Annotated in this window: 13 protein-coding genes; 11 read left to right on the top strand and 2 right to left on the bottom strand. The window is 69.3% G+C overall.

The annotated features are described in order from the left end of the window. Positions 1-3 precede the first annotated feature (3 nt). The 8 genes from PVW48_RS10615 to PVW48_RS10580 all read left to right on the top strand — a co-directional run bounded on the left by PVW48_RS10615 (position 4) and on the right by PVW48_RS10580 (position 11,185). Complete coding sequence (locus PVW48_RS10615) at positions 4-1,335, top strand: amidase (protein WP_274581314.1); 1,332 nt, start codon at positions 4-6, stop codon at positions 1,333-1,335. Positions 1,336-1,458: 123 nt separating this feature from the next. Then, positions 1,459-2,640: an aminotransferase class I/II-fold pyridoxal phosphate-dependent enzyme gene (locus PVW48_RS10610; protein WP_274581313.1), complete on the top strand. Its 1,182-nt coding sequence runs from the start codon at positions 1,459-1,461 to the stop codon at positions 2,638-2,640. A 13-nt stretch (positions 2,641-2,653) separates the two neighbouring features. Further along, positions 2,654-5,641 carry a DNA translocase FtsK gene (locus PVW48_RS10605; protein WP_274581312.1) on the top strand — a complete coding sequence of 996 codons (2,988 nt, stop codon included), beginning with the start codon at positions 2,654-2,656 and terminating at the stop codon, positions 5,639-5,641. Positions 5,642-5,780: 139 nt separating this feature from the next. Next, complete coding sequence (locus PVW48_RS10600) at positions 5,781-6,386, top strand: LolA family protein (RefSeq protein WP_044027558.1); 606 nt, start codon at positions 5,781-5,783, stop codon at positions 6,384-6,386. An 81-nt stretch (positions 6,387-6,467) separates the two neighbouring features. After that, positions 6,468-9,077, top strand: coding sequence for a leucine--tRNA ligase (gene leuS / locus PVW48_RS10595; protein ID WP_274581311.1), 2,610 nt, complete (start codon positions 6,468-6,470; stop codon positions 9,075-9,077). Continuing rightward, positions 9,064-9,558, top strand: coding sequence for an LPS assembly lipoprotein LptE (gene lptE, locus PVW48_RS10590; protein ID WP_274581310.1), 495 nt, complete (start codon positions 9,064-9,066; stop codon positions 9,556-9,558). The genes leuS and lptE overlap by 14 nt, the downstream gene beginning before the upstream one ends. Further along, complete coding sequence (holA, locus tag PVW48_RS10585; protein WP_274581309.1) at positions 9,555-10,580, top strand: DNA polymerase III subunit delta; 1,026 nt, start codon at positions 9,555-9,557, stop codon at positions 10,578-10,580. Before lptE ends, holA begins: the two co-directional genes overlap by 4 nt. A 14-nt stretch (positions 10,581-10,594) precedes the next feature. Continuing rightward, positions 10,595-11,185, top strand: a complete 591-nt coding sequence (locus PVW48_RS10580; RefSeq protein WP_274581308.1) for a glutathione S-transferase family protein — start codon at positions 10,595-10,597, stop codon at positions 11,183-11,185. Here PVW48_RS10580 and PVW48_RS10575 read toward each other — a convergent pair. Continuing rightward, positions 11,164-12,384 (bottom strand): TIGR03862 family flavoprotein, encoded by a 1,221-nt coding sequence (locus PVW48_RS10575; RefSeq protein WP_274581307.1) that lies wholly within the window; start codon positions 12,382-12,384, stop codon positions 11,164-11,166. The two genes, PVW48_RS10580 and PVW48_RS10575, sit on opposite strands and share 22 nt — an antisense overlap. Before the next feature lie 74 nt (positions 12,385-12,458). Between PVW48_RS10575 and PVW48_RS10570 the strand changes: the two genes are divergently transcribed. Both PVW48_RS10570 and PVW48_RS10565 read left to right on the top strand, forming a co-directional pair. Further along, positions 12,459-12,776 carry an HNH endonuclease gene (locus PVW48_RS10570; RefSeq protein ID WP_274581306.1) on the top strand — a complete coding sequence of 106 codons (318 nt, stop codon included), beginning with the start codon at positions 12,459-12,461 and terminating at the stop codon, positions 12,774-12,776. A gap of 56 nt (positions 12,777-12,832) precedes the next feature. Next, the gene (locus PVW48_RS10565) at positions 12,833-13,207 is read left to right on the top strand and encodes an STAS/SEC14 domain-containing protein (protein WP_012176727.1); all 375 of its coding nucleotides are present in this window, start codon (positions 12,833-12,835) and stop codon (positions 13,205-13,207) included. A gap of 6 nt (positions 13,208-13,213) precedes the next feature. Here PVW48_RS10565 and PVW48_RS10560 read toward each other — a convergent pair whose 3' ends face one another. Next, the gene (locus PVW48_RS10560) at positions 13,214-13,684 is read right to left on the bottom strand and encodes a DUF3576 domain-containing protein (protein WP_012176726.1); all 471 of its coding nucleotides are present in this window, start codon (positions 13,682-13,684) and stop codon (positions 13,214-13,216) included. A gap of 300 nt (positions 13,685-13,984) precedes the next feature. Between PVW48_RS10560 and PVW48_RS10555 the strand changes: the two genes are divergently transcribed. Then, the gene (locus tag PVW48_RS10555) at positions 13,985-14,959 is read left to right on the top strand and encodes a porin (RefSeq protein WP_274581305.1); all 975 of its coding nucleotides are present in this window, start codon (positions 13,985-13,987) and stop codon (positions 14,957-14,959) included. Positions 14,960-15,003 lie beyond the last annotated feature (44 nt).

Below are 15,003 nucleotides of genomic sequence, written 5' to 3'. Positions count from 1 at the left end.
GGAATGGACAAAAGCTGGCTGACGGCAAGCGCGGCGGCGCAGGGGCGCGCGATCGCAGAGGGCACTCTGGACCCGGTGGCCCTGACCGAGGCCTATCTCGACAAGATCGCCTCGCGCGCCGAAAGCCCGCGCATCTATGCCCGCACGACGCCCGACCGCGCCCTGTCCGAGGCGATGGCCGCCCATGATCGCGCCAGGTCGCAGACCCGGCACGGGCCGCTGGACGGGGTGCCGATCTCCTGGAAGGACCTGTTCGACACCGCGGGCGTGGCCACGGAGTCCGGCACGGCCCTTCTGAAGGGCCGCACGCCCGACCGCGATGCGGAGGTGCTGGCGAACGCCACCGCGGCGGGGCTCGTCTGCCTCGGCAAGACGCATCTGTCGGAGCTGGCCTTCTCGGGGCTTGGCCTCAACCCGATCACCGCCACCCCGCCCAACATCAACGACCCTGGTGCAGTGCCCGGCGGCTCGTCGTCGGGCGCCGCGGCGTCGGTGGCCTTCGGGCTGGCCGCCGCCGGGATCGGCTCGGACACCGGCGGGTCCGTGCGCATCCCCTCGGCCTGGAACGATCTCGTGGGGCTGAAGACAACCTCCGGCCTGCTGTCGCTCGAAGGCGCCGTGCCGCTTGCCAGCGCCTTCGACACGGTCGGCCCCCTCACCCGCACGGTGGAGGACGCGGCGCTCCTGCTCGGCGCCCTCGGGGGCACGAAAGCCCCCGACCTGCGCGGCGCAACCCTCACAGGCACCCGCCTCGCCGTCCTGCGCACCGGCGCGTTCGAAGACATCCGGCCCGAGCCCGAGCAGGCCTTCGCGGCCGCCGTGGCGCGTCTGGCCGAGGCGGGCGCGCAGATCACCGAGTTGCACGCCCCCGAGGTGGACGAGGCGCTTGCGCTGTCCGGTGTGCTCTTTGCCACCGAAGCCTACGGCATCTGGAAGGACGTGATCGAGGCCGCCCCGGAAAAGATGTTCCCCCCCATCCTCGACCGCTTCCGCGGCGGGCGGGACTACGATGCCCCGGCCTATGTGGCGGGCTGGCGCAAGCTGGTCGAATTGCGCGCGGTCTGGGCGGACCGCACCCGGGCCTTCGACGGCGTGCTGCTGCCCACCGCCCCGACCCTGCCGCCCAATGTGGACCGGCTCCTGTCGGAAAAGGCCTATTTTGTCGAGGAAAACCTGCTCGCCCTGCGCAACACGCGCATCGGCAACCTGATGGGGGTCTGCGCGCTGAACCTGCCCACGGGCACCCCCTCCTGCGGGCTGTCGATCATGGGCCAACCCTTCGGCGAGGCCGCCCTCCTGCGGCTCGGGGCGGCGGCGGAGGCCGCGCTGACCTGACGCGATCCGGGCAATCGGGCAACAGGCGCACCCCCGTGCGCCTGTTTTTCGTAGACCGCGCAAGGCTCTGCCGGTATTCTGATCGCCAACAAGGGGCGTCAGACCCCGGATACTGAGGCAGTCATGGATTTTCCCGAGCGGTTTTCTGCGCTTCCGGAATATGCGTTCCCGCGTCTGCGGGCCCTTTTGGACGGCCACCCGCCCGGTGGCCCGACCCTTGCCATGTCCATTGGCGAGCCGCAGCACCCGTTCCCGAAGATCGCCACCGACGCGCTGGCCGAGGCCCTGCCGCTCTTCAACAAATACCCGCCCAATGACGGCGCGCCCGAACTCTGCGCCGCCATCGCCGACTGGGTGCAGGGGCGCTACAGCGTCACGCTCGACCCCGCACGGCAGGTGCTGGCGCTCAACGGCACCCGTGAGGGGCTGTTCGCAGCCTGCCTCGCACTCTGCCCCGACACCAAGGCGGGCGGGCAGCCGCTGGTGGCGATGCCCAACCCGTTCTATCAGGTCTATGCCGTGGGCGCGCAGGCCGCCGGGGCCCGGCCGCTCTTCGTCAATGCCACCGCCGAGACCGGGTTTCTGCCCAATCTCACAACCCTGCCGCCCGAGACGCTTGACCGGATCGCCATCGCCTATATCTGCTCGCCCTCGAACCCGCAGGGCGCCGTTGCGGATGCGGAGTATTGGCGCGCCCTGATCGGGCTTGCGGAAAAGCATGATTTCTACGTCTTCGCGGACGAATGCTATGCCGAGATCTACCGCGACACGCCGCCCTGCGGCGCGCTCGAAATCGCAACCGCCATGGGCGCCGACCCCGAGCGCGTGGTGATCTTCCATTCCCTGTCCAAACGCTCCAACCTGCCGGGGCTGCGCTCCGGTTTCGCCGCGGGCGGGCCGCGCGCCATGACCGAGATGAAGAAGCTGCGCGCCTATGCCGGCGCCCCCCTGCCCGGCCCCCTGCACTCCGTGGCCACCGCCGTCTGGCGCGACGAGGCCCATGTGGTCGAGAACCGCGCCCTTTACGCGGCCAAGTTCGACACCGCGGACCAGATCCTCCGGCCCGTGCCCGGCTATACCAGCCCGGCGGCCGGCTTCTTCCTGTGGCTGCCGGTCGAAGACGGCGAGGCCGCGGCGCTGAAGCTCTGGACCGAGACCGGCGTACGGGTCTTGCCCGGCGCCTATCTCAGCCGTGACACCGAGACCGGCAACCCCGGCGCAGGTTTCATCCGGGTGGCCCTCGTGGCCGACGCCCCGGATGTGGCCCGCGGCCTGACCCTTATTCGCGACAGTTTGTATTCCTGAGGAGAGCGCGTCCATGGCTTACCACCCCGCCCGACAGAGAGACCCCCTGCTGGACACCTCCACCCAGGCCGCGCTGGAAAAACGCGGGCGGGAGTTGCTCGGCCTCGGGCTGCTGGCGCTGGCGGCGATGCTGGGCCTCGCGCTGGCCAGCTACGTGCCCGACGATCCCGGCTGGATGAGCACCAGCCAGGCCCCGGCCGAGAACTGGATGGGCCGTCCGGGTGCGACCGTCGCGGCGCCGCTCAACATCATCATCGGGCACGGCGCCTGGGCGCTGGTGGCGATCCTCGCGGTCTGGGGCGGGCGGTTCCTGCTCCACCGCGGGTCGGAGCGGTTCGTGGGCCGGATGATCTTCGCCCCCATCGCCGTGGCCTGCGCCGCGGTCTATGCGGCCACCCTCGTGCCCGGGTCGGACTGGACCCATTCCTTCGGCCTCGGCGGGCTCTTCGGCGACACGGTGCTGGGCGCGCTGCTCGGCGTCTCGCCCCTCGGGGCGGCGGCGGGGCTGAAGCTCGCCTCCCTGACGCTGGCGGTCGGGATGATCGCCCTCCTGCTCTATGTCGCGGGCTTCGTGCGCAGCGAACTGACCCGCATCGGGGTGTTCCTGCTGGTCGGTCTGGTCAATGTCTACGAGGCCGCTCTCGCCGGGCTGGGCAAGGCCAGCTCCCGCGCCATGGCCGCCGGCACCGCCGGGTGGGAGGCCCGCAAGACCCGCGCCGCCGAACAGGCCGGGGCCCAGGACGCCTACAAGGCCGCCGCCATCGCCGCCGTGCGCCGCGACCCGGTCGTGTCGGGACATGCGCCCGCCCGCGTGCTGCGCGCCGAGCCGGTCCTGACCGAAAACACCCCTGCCCATGCCACCGAATCGCACGACCCCGCGGCCCTCGCAGCCGAGCTTGCCCCCGAGGACGCGCTGCCCGCCAAGCCGAGCCTGCTGGCCCGGGTCAAGGCCCGCGCCCTGGCACGCCCTTCCCCGACGGCAGAGGCCACGGCCGAAACCCCCGAGGGCGAGACGCAGGAACCCGATCGCATCTCTGCCGCGATTACCGACGCCATCACCCGGCGCCGCAACCGGGTAACCGGACGCGCGCTGATCCTGCCCAAGGATGCGCCCGCCGCCGAGGCCGCCCTGCCGCCGGAGCCGCCCCTGCGCCGCGCCACCATCCCGCCGATGGCGGCAACCCTCGGCACGGCCCCTCTCGCTCCGGAGGAGTGGTCCCCGGAGCCACAAGACCCCCCAGCATCCTACATGGACACCGACGTGCTCGATGACCTCGACGCACCTTTTGACGACGCATCCGACGACGACCTCCCGCCCCCTGCACCAACACCGCAGGTCCTCGACCGCACCGCACCGACCTTCCAGCGCCCCCGCGCGCCGGAGCCGAAATCCGTGGTCCAGCACCCGCCGCGCAAGGCAACTCCGCCCTCCCGCGCGGCCCAGGCCGAGGCCCAGCCCGCCCTGCAATTCGACCCGGCCCCGGCACCCGATTACGAGGCCCCGCCCCTATCTCTGCTGACCAACCCGATCAGCGTCGAGCGCCTGCATCTCAGCGACGAAGCACTTGAGGAAAACGCCCGCATGCTCGAATCCGTGCTCGACGATTACGGCGTGAAGGGCGAAATCGTCAGCGTCCGCCCCGGCCCCGTCGTCACCATGTACGAACTCGAACCGGCACCGGGCCTCAAGGCGTCGCGCGTGATCGGTCTGGCCGACGATATCGCGCGCTCCATGTCGGCCTTGTCCGCACGGGTCTCCACCGTGCCGGGCCGCTCGGTGATCGGGATCGAACTGCCCAACGCCCAGCGCGAAAAGGTCGTGCTGCGCGAGATCCTGGCGGGCCGCGACTTCGGCGACAGCAACCTGCGCCTGCCGCTCGCCCTCGGCAAGGATATCGGCGGCGAGCCCGTGGTCGCCAACCTCGCCAAGATGCCTCACCTGCTGATCGCGGGGACCACCGGATCGGGCAAATCCGTGGCGATCAACACCATGATCCTGAGCCTGCTCTACAAGCTCAGCCCCGAGGAATGCCGCCTGATCATGATCGACCCCAAGATGCTGGAACTCAGCGTCTATGACGGCATCCCGCACCTGCTCAGCCCGGTGGTGACGGACCCGAAAAAGGCCGTCGTCGCCCTGAAATGGGTCGTGGCCGAGATGGAGGAACGCTATCGCAAGATGTCCAAGATGGGCGTGCGCAACATCGAAGGCTACAACGGCCGGGTGAAGGACGCGCTGTCCAAGGGCGAGATGTTCACCCGCACCGTCCAGACCGGCTTCGACGACGAAACCGGCGAGCCCGTGTTCGAGACCGAGCACAGCCAACCCGTCGCCCTGCCCTATATCGTCGTCATCGTCGACGAGATGGCCGACCTGATGATGGTCGCCGGCAAAGAGATCGAAGCCTGCATCCAGCGCCTGGCCCAAATGGCGCGCGCCTCGGGCATCCACCTCATCATGGCAACCCAGCGCCCCTCGGTCGATGTGATCACCGGCACGATCAAGGCCAACTTCCCGACCCGGATCTCCTTCCAGGTCACCTCGAAGATCGACAGCCGCACGATCCTGGGCGAGATGGGCGCCGAGCAGCTCCTGGGCATGGGCGACATGCTCTACATGGCGGGCGGCTCGCGCATCACCCGCGTCCACGGGCCGTTCGTGTCCGACGAGGAAGTCGAGGAAGTCGTCACCCACCTCAAATCCTTCGGCCCCCCCGAATACATGAGCGGCGTGGTCGAAGGCGTGGACGAGGACAAGGAGGGCGATATCGACCTCGTGCTCGGCCTCGGCGGCAACACCGACGGCGAAGACGCGCTCTACGACCAGGCGGTGGCCGTGGTCATCAAGGACCGCAAATGCTCCACCTCCTACATTCAGCGCAAGCTGGCCATCGGCTACAACAAGGCCGCGCGCCTTGTGGAACAGATGGAGGAAGAAGGCCTCGTCAGCCCGGCCAACCACGTCGGGAAACGCGAAATCCTCGTGCCCGAGCAAGGCTGACACCGGGGCGCGCGGCGGCGACATGCGCCGCCGCCGGGTGATGCCCCGGCACCTGCGCACCCCGCCCCATGGGCGAAATCGCGCAGAGGTGAGCCGCCCGCTATGGCATAGCAGCCCCGCCCCGCTTACCTCTGGGTGCATGAACAGACGCCAGTTTACCGCCCTCACCCTCGCCGGTCTCGCAACCCCCGGTCTCGCCCGGGCCGCGAGCCTGATCCCGCTGCCCGAGATCGCCGCCTATCTGCGCGGCCTCGACCTTGTCCAGGCCCGCTTCACCCAGCGCAATGCCGATGGCTCGACCTCCACCGGCACGCTCTACCTGCGCCGCCCCGGCCGCGCACGGTTCGAATACGACCCGCCCGCGGAGGTGCTGGTCATGGTCGGCGGCGGCACGGTCGCGATCTTCGACGCCAAGGGCGACCCGACCCCCGAAAGCTACCCGTTGCGGCGCACTCCGCTGAACGTGATCCTGTCGCGCGAGGTGGATCTCGAAGGCTCCGACGCGATCTTCGGCCACCAACTGGACGGCGATCTGACCACCGTGCTCGCCCATGACCCCGCGCATCCGGAATACGGCCGCATCGCCCTGCAATTCGCCGCCGATCCCGTGCGGCTGGCCCGCTGGGTCATCGTCGGCGAGACCGGCGAGCAGACAGTGATCGAGCTTGGCCCCCTGACCCGCCCGGCACAGCTGTCCTCCAACCTGTTCAACATTCCCGGCGAAACCAACCGCCGCCGCAACTGACCGGCGGCGCGCGCCCCTAGACCTCGCCTGCACAGGGGGCTAGACCTTCCCGCGACCACGCCACAGGAAAGTCCCACGCCCATGCCCGCCGACACGCCCGCCGGTTCCGCCCCCGCCCGCTTCGACCCCGCCCAGATCGAGCCGAAATGGCGCGCCGCCTGGGATCTGGCCGGCACCTTCACCGCGACCCCGGACCCAGCGAAGCAGAAATACTACGTGCTCGAGATGTTCCCGTATCCCTCGGGCCGCATCCACATGGGCCATGTGCGCAACTACACGATGGGCGACGTGATCGCGCGCTACAAGGCCTCCTGCGGCTTCTCGGTCCTGCATCCCATGGGCTGGGACGCCTTCGGCATGCCCGCCGAAAACGCCGCCATGGCCACGGGCGGCCACCCCAAGGATTGGACCTACGCCAACATCGCCGAGATGCGGGCGCAGATGAAACCTCTCGGCCTCAGCATTGACTGGTCGCGCGAATTCGCCACCTGCGACGAGGCCTATTACGGCCAGCAACAATCCATGTTCCTCGACTTCCTGGAAAAGGGCCTGGTCTATCGCAAGAACGCCGTGGTCAACTGGGATCCCGTGGACATGACCGTGCTCGCCAACGAGCAGGTGATCGACGGCAAGGGCTGGCGCTCCGGCGCCGAGGTCGAGCGTCGCGAGCTGACCCAATGGTTCTTCAAGATCTCCGACTTCGCCGACGACCTGCTGAGCGCGCTGGACGGGCTGGAGAACTGGCCCGAAAAGGTCCGCCTGATGCAGGCCAACTGGATCGGCAAATCGCGGGGGCTGGAGTTTGCCTTCGCGCGCACCGATGGCGGCGACCCGATCCCGGTCTATACCACCCGGCCCGACACGCTGATGGGCGCCAGCTTCGTGGGTATTTCCCCGGGCCATCCCATCGCCAAGGCGCTCGCAGCCCAGCGCCCCGAGGTCGCCGATTTCCTGGCCGAGGTCGCGCGCGGCGGCACCACCGAGGCAGCACTTGAGACCGCGCCGAAACTCGGCTTCGACACCGGGATCACGGTGCGCCATCCGCTGGACCCGAACTGGGAGCTCCCAGTCTGGATCGCCAATTTCATCCTGATGGATTACGGCACCGGCGCGATCTTCGCCTGCCCGGCCCATGACCAGCGCGACCTGGATTTCTGCCGCAAATACGACCTGCCGGTGATCGACACCTTCTTCGCTCTCGACGACCCGACGCCCGTGGGCGACACCGCCTTCGTGCCGCCGAAAACCGAACCCGTCCGCTGGGTCGAGCATTTCGCCGGGCTAGACATCGCCACCGGGCAGGAGGCGATCGAGGCCACCATCGACTTCGCCGAGGCCGCGGGCTGGGGCCGGGGTGTCGAGCAGTTCCGCCTGCGCGACTGGGGCCTGAGCCGCCAGCGCTACTGGGGCTGCCCGATCCCGGTCGTCCATTGCGACAAATGCGGCGTGGTGCCCGAGCGCAAGGAAAACCTGCCCATCGCCCTGCCCTATGACGAGGACGGGCGGCCCATCGATTTCTCCATCCCCGGCAACCCGCTCGACCGCCACCCGTCCTGGCGCGACTGCGCCTGCCCGGCCTGCGGCGCCCCCGCCCGGCGCGAAACCGACACCATGGACACCTTCGTCGACAGCTCCTGGTACTTCGCCCGCTTCACTGCCCCCCGGGCCGAGACGCCCACGGACCCAGCCGAGGTCGGCTATTGGATGAACGTGGACCAGTATATCGGCGGGGTCGAACACGCGATCCTGCACCTGCTCTATTCACGCTTCTTCGCCCGGGCGATGCATCTCTGCGGCCACCTGCCCGAGAGCGCGCGCGAACCCTTCGACGCGCTCTTCACGCAAGGCATGGTGACCCACGCGATCTACAAGACCACCGGCACCGATGGCCGCCCGGTCTATCACTACCCCGAGGAGGTCGAAACGACCGAGGAGGGCGCCGTCCTGAAAAAGACCGGTGCGCCGGTGGATATCGTGCCGTCGGCCAAGATGTCGAAATCCAAGAACAACGTGGTCGACCCGCTCGCGATCATCGACGCCTACGGGGCCGATACCGCGCGCTGGTTCGTGATGTCCGACAGCCCGCCGGAGCGTGACGTGGAATGGACCGCCTCGGGCGCCGAGGCCGCCTTCAAGCACCTCGGAAGGGTCTGGCGTCTGGCCGAGGATCTGCGCCGGAATGCCGAGGAGGCCGCGACCGCAGGAAGCGCCGAGGAGGCGCGCGCCCTGGCGCGCGCCACCGCCCGCGCCATCGCCGAGGTCACCGCCGGGATCGAAGGCTTCGCCTTCAACAAATCCGTGGCCAAGCTCTACGAATTCACCAACACGATCCAGAAATCCAAGGCCCCCCGCGCCGACAAGCGCGCTGCCCTGAAAACCATGGCGCAGCTGATGTCGCCCATGACGCCCCACCTCGCCGAAGAGGTCTGGTCGATACTCGGCGGCATCGGCCTGGTGGCCGAGGCGCCCTGGCCCGAAGCCGACCCGGCGCTGCTCGTCGAAGACACCGTCACCCTGCCGATCCAGATCAACGGCAAGCGCCGCTCCGAGCTGGCCGTGCCCAAGGACATGCCCCGGGAAGAGGTCGAGAAACTGGCGCTGGCGGACGCGGCCGTGCTCAAGGCGCTCGCCGGGGGCGCGCCCCGAAAACTCATCGTCGTGCCGGGCCGGATCGTGAATGTCGTCATTTGACCGCCGCACCCTCCTGATCCTGCTGGCGGCGGCACCCCTCGCCGCCTGCGGCTTCACGCCGGTCTATGCCCCGGGCGCAGAGGCGACCCGGCTCCGTGGCGCGGTCCGCATGCCCGACCCCGAAACCCCGGACGAATTCGACATCGTGCGCGAGATCGAAGCCCGCCTCGGCCGCCCGGACACCCCGCTTTACGAGCTGACCATCGCCCCCCGCGTGACCGAGGATTCCCTCACCCTCGTCGGGGCCCGCGACATCACCCGCTTCAACCTGATCGGCACCGCGCGCTACAGCCTGCGCCCCATCGGGTCCGAGACCGACCTTCTGTCGGGCGAGGTCAACAGCCTGACCTCCTATTCGGCCACCGGCACCACGGTCAGCACGCTTTCGGCCGAACGCGACGCCCGCAGCCGCCTGATGATCATCCTCGCCGACCTGGTCGTCACCCGGCTTCTGGCCAATGCCGACAGCCTGCCGCAATGAAACTCGCCCCCCGCGACCTGCCGGGATTTGTCGCCCGGCCCGAACCGGGACGGGCGGGCATCCTGCTCTACGGCGCGGATGCCATGCGGGTCTCCCTGCGCCGCCAGGCCCTGCTCAAGGCGCTGGTGGGCGAGAAGGGCGACGAGGAAATGCGCCTGACCCGGCTGCACGGCCCCGACCTGCGCCGGGATCCCGCCGCCCTGATGGACGCGATGAAGGCGATCAGCATGTATCCCGGCCCCCGCGCCGTCCATGTGGATGCCGCGACCGATCAGGCGGCCCCCGCCATCACCGCCGCCCTGGGCGACTGGCGCGAGGGCGACGCGGTGCTCGTGGTCACCGCCGGCAGCCTCGGCGCGAAATCCGCCCTGCGCAAGGCATTCGAGGGGCATCGCAACGCCTATGCCGCGGGCATCTATGACGACCCCCCCGACCGGGCCGAAATCGAAGCACTCCTGCGCAGCGCCGGCATCGCCGAGGTCGGGCGCGACGCCATGTCGGACCTGACGGACCTGTCGCGCGCGGTCGATCCCGGCGACTTCGCGCAGATCGTCGAGAAGCTCGCCCTCTACAAGCACGGCGATGCCAGCCCGATCACCCCCGAGGATCTCGCCGCCGTCGCCCCCGCCACCACCGAGGCCGAGATCGACGCGCTCCTGCATGCCGTGGCCGAGGCCGAGGTCGCGCGCATCCCGCCCCTCATCGCGCGGCTTTCGGGCCAGGGCGAGGGCGCGGTCCGGCTCTGCATCGGCGCGGTCATGCATTTCCGCCGCCTCTACACCGCCGCCATCGACCCCGGCGGCCCCGCCGCGGGCATCTCCCGCGCCCGCCCACCGGTCTTCGGCCCGGCCCGCAACCGTATGATCCGCCAGGCCCAGTCCTGGGGCGCGCCGAAACTGGAAACCGCGCTCTCGATCCTGACCGAAACCGACCTCGCCCTGCGGTCCTCGCAAAAGGCCCCGCAAATGGCGTTGATGGAACGCGCGCTCATCCGCCTCGCCATGCTGAACGCCCAACGCTGAGACCGGAGGCCCCCATGCCCGACTATACCCTCTACGGCACCCCGCGCAGCCGCGCCTTCCGCGTGTTGTGGACGCTGCACGAGCTGGAGCTGCCCTTCACCCACCACCCCGAGCCGCCCCAATCGGCGGCGGTCCGCGCCGTCCATCCCGGAGGCAAGATCCCCGTGCTGGTGGTCGACGGCACCCCGATCTCCGACAGCAGCGCGATTCTCACCTATCTCGCCGACCGCCATGGCGGGCTCACGCACCCCGCGGGCACCCTCGACCGCGCCCGGCAGGACGCCCTGCATTTCCGCATCCTCGATGAAATCGACGCCCTGCTCTGGACCGCCGCGCGCCACTCTTTCGTGCTGCCGGAGGCGGAGCGTGTCCCCGCCATCAAGGACAGCCTGAAGACCGAGTTCTCCCGCAACGCCGCCCGGCTTGCCGATGACCTCGGCGCGGCTCCGTTTCTGATGGGCGACACGCTCAGCCTGCCCGACATCGTGCTGGGTCACTGCCTCGGCTGGGCGAAACTGGCGAAATTCCCCGCCCTGCCCGACCCGCTCGACGCCTATCTCGCCCGAATGCGCGCCCGCCCCGCCTACGCCCGCGCCGCCGCCTGAGCACCGCGCAGCCAGTCCACCGCCCCCAGCCCGGCCCAACGCCCCGTCGCGAAACAGCCCGTCAGCAGGTAGCCCCCCGTCGGCGCCTCCCAGTCCAGCATCTCGCCGCAGGCAAACACCCCCGGCCGGTCGCGCAGCATCAACCGGTCGTCCAGCGCCGCACGCGCGACACCCCCGGCCACCGAAATCGCCTCGTCCAGCGGACGCACCCCCTGGTGCGGCACCCCCAAATCCTTGAGAACCCGCGCCAAATCCGCCGGATCGCGCGGCAGGGGGCGCGCGCATTCCTGCACCAGCGCCTGCTTGACCGGCGACAGGCCCGCGCCCTTGCGCAACCGGCTGGCCCCGCTGGCCTTGGCCGGCACCCGGGCCAGTCGCGCGGCCAGCGCCCCGACCTCCAGGTCCGGGCACAGATCCACCCGCAACTCCGCGCCCTCCCGCAGGACCGGGCCCAGCGGATAGAGCCCGCCGCCCTCCAGCCCCCGGGCCGAGACCACGACCTCGCCGCGCGACACCAGCCCACCGGACGACAGCGCGGCCCCCTTCACCGGCGCCCCGAAATGGCGCGCCATAGGCGGGCTCCAATCCACCCGCAGCCCCACATTCGCCGGGGCGAACGGCGCGCACGCTGCCCCGATCCACACGGCCCAGGCCCCGTCCGAGCCCAGCCGCCGCCAGCTCGCCCCGCCCAGACCCAGCACCACCGCCCGCGCCCGCACCCGCACCGGCCCCGCGGGCGTCTCGAACCGCAGCGCCCCGTCCTGCCACCCGACACAGCGCCAGCGCGTGTCGAGCCGCACGCCCAGGCCCGCCAGCCGCGCCAGCCACGCGCGGAGCAGCGGCGACGCCTTCATCGCCTCGGGAAACACCCGCCCCGTGGACCCGGTGAAGACCGGCTGGCCCAGCCCCGCGGCCCAGTCCTGCACATCCCGCGGCCCGAACGCCTCCAGCATCGGCGCCAGCCACGCCGCCGCCCCGCCATAAGCCCCGAGGAACGCGGGCATCTCTTCATCCTTGGTCAGGTTCAGCCCGCTCTTGCCCGCCATCAGGAACTTGCGCCCGGCACTGGGCATCTGCTCGGCGATGCGCACGGAAAACCCCGCCTGCGCCAGCTGCTCGGCGGCCATCAGCCCCGCGGGACCGGCCCCCACGACCAGCGCATCCGTCTCGATCTCGGGCAAGGGGGCGATACCTGACATGCCCCCGTCATCCGGGCTCCGCGCGCGGAAATCAACCCACTTGCCACTGCCCGCCCGCGCCCCACCCTTGCCCCATGGACCAGCCCGACGCGCCGCCCCTCTGCCCGCTCTGCGACCGCCCGATCCCGCCGGGCGCGCCCCAAAGCCTGCACCACCTCGTCCCGAAGCTGCGCGGCGGCAAGGGCGGCCCCACGGTTCTGCTCCACCAGATCTGCCATAACGAGATCCACGCCACCCTCTCGGAGGCGGAGCTTGCCCGCAGCTATGCCAGCATCGCGGCGCTGCGCGCCCATCCCCGGCTCGCCACCTTCATCGCCTGGGTCGCCATACGCCCGCCCGACTTCCACGCCAAGACCGCAGGCGGCCGCCGCGCGTGGAAGTCACGGCGGTGACAACCTGCGCTCCGGCCGGTATCCTGCCCCCGAAGGATCAAGGAGGGAGACCCATCATGGCCGTGACCTACACCGCCGACAGCCAGGCCCGCGTGGTCGAGCTGACCGTCTCGGGCAAGATAACCCACGCCGAGTTCGAAGAGGTCGTGCCGAAACTCGAAGCCGAACTGGCCCGCGGCCCGCTCAGCCTCGTCGAAGTCATCGACAGTTTCGAGGGGTTCGATGCCCGCACGCTCTGGGACGGGCTGAAATTCGACCTCGCCCATTGGTCCGAATTCCGCCGGGTCGCCGTGGTCAGCGACCTGACATGGTTCAGCCCCTTCACCCGGCTCGCGGACAGGCTGACCCATCTTCAGATCAGGGAATTCAAACGCGACCAACTCGAAGAGGCCCGCGCCTGGGCGCGGAACTGGACCAGCCTCGACGACTGATCCCGCTCAGAGACGACTGTCCTGCAGACGCAGCTGCCGCGCACGGGTCAGGATCGCATCCTCGACCGCCAGCACCGTGTCCGGATCCGCAGGCCCCGACCGCGTGGCCAGCGCCAGCCGCAGCGACCGCGCATCCAGCGCCGGGTCCTGGACATAGACCGTCGCGCGGTAGGCCCGGCTCGACCCCGGTGCCGTGCCGAACCCGGTCACGATCACCCCGGTGAACGGATCCACCGTCTCGATCGGCAGGAAATCCAGCACATCGAGGGCCGCGGCCCAGATATACTTGTTCACCTCGACCGTGGTGTTGGGATCGTCGCGCGCATCGAACAGGTCCCAGATCGTGCTGTCGGTCCCGGGCGCATCGTCGATATTGGTCGGCAACTGGTCCCGCGGCGCACTCGGCCCCAGACCGCAGGCCGTCAGAAAAACGACCGGCAGACCAAGCCACGCGGACCTGTTGAAACGTTGCGCCATGTCGCTCTCCTCGCCCATCCCGGATCGACCATTCCGCAGGCTGTGTACCCGAGCGGCCCGAGCCTCACAACCCGTTCCGACACGGGGCCGATCGCCCGGCACCACGCCCGCCGCGGGTTTCCGCCGAGCCCCGATTCCAGCCCGGTTTTTTCACTGTGTCTTTGTTGCACCATTCCATCCGCAGAACGGAAACCCTCAAATGCCATTTCTTGCAATCAAGTTGGGAAAGGCGGAAAGAGAAGCATACCCAGCCGGATGCACTGCGCTGGGGTGCACTGTTTAACACACGAGGGAAATCCGATGAAAAAGCTTCTCATCGCTTCTACCGCCCTGGTTGCTACGTCCGGCTTCGCTTATGCCGACGTGACACTCGGCGGCTCCGCCCAGTTCGGCATCATCTACATCGAAGACCGCGCTGACCCCAGCGCTCCGGCCGAGGGCCCCGGCTCCGACGATACCGAAGAGCTGTTCCTGGATTACGAACTCCAGTTCGACTTCTCCGCTTCCGGCGAAACCGATGGCGGCCTGGGCTTCGGCATGAGCGCCGAGCTCGAGTCCGACTCCGACGCTGAAGGCAACCAGAACGCCCAGGGCATCGACCCGGAAATCTTCATCACCTCCGGCTTCGGCACCCTAACCGTTGGTGCGCTCGACACCGCACCTGACCAGGCGGGCTTCGGTAACACCCGTGACCCCGGCTACGACGGCGTTGGCGTTGACAACCTGATCGACGCGATCCTGTTCCTGGACGCCGAAGCTCTGTTCAACGCAGACGAAGGCGGTCGCTCCAACATCATGTACCAGGGTTCCTTCGGCGGTCTGTCGCTGACGGCAACGGCCCACGCGCATGAGCAGGACTTCGGCATCGTCGCCGAGTACGACTTCGGCGCCTTCCGCGCTGGCCTGTCCTACATGGAAGTCGACGAAGTTGAAATCGGTGGCGACCTCGGCGGTGGTGACACCATCGGTGTGACCGTTGGCGGTACCTTCGCAGGCTTTGACCTCGACTTCGTCTACGCTGATCACAGCAACGACTTCGACGTGGACGCAGAAGCCTACGGTCTGTCCGGTGCCTATGACCTCGGCGCCTACGGCATCACCTTCGGCGTGAACCAGGTGGAAATCGGCGACGTCGACGGCACCACCTACGGTATCGGTGTCGAGTATGACCTCGGTGGCGGCGCAGAGCTGCAAGCCGGTGTGGCCTCCCTCTGGGATCCGGAGGACGACGACAACTTCACCACCGCATCCTTCGGGATCGCGATGTCCTTCTAATCGACCTCGGTTGATTGAAGCGGAGAGCGGGCCTTGTGCCCGCT

Origin of the sequence: Dinoroseobacter sp. PD6, from assembly GCF_028807315.1 — a bacterium.
GTDB lineage: Bacteria > Pseudomonadota > Alphaproteobacteria > Rhodobacterales > Rhodobacteraceae > Dinoroseobacter > Dinoroseobacter shibae.
Note: the sequence above shows the minus strand (reverse complement) of the source record. Positions and strands in the feature narration are given on the sequence as shown.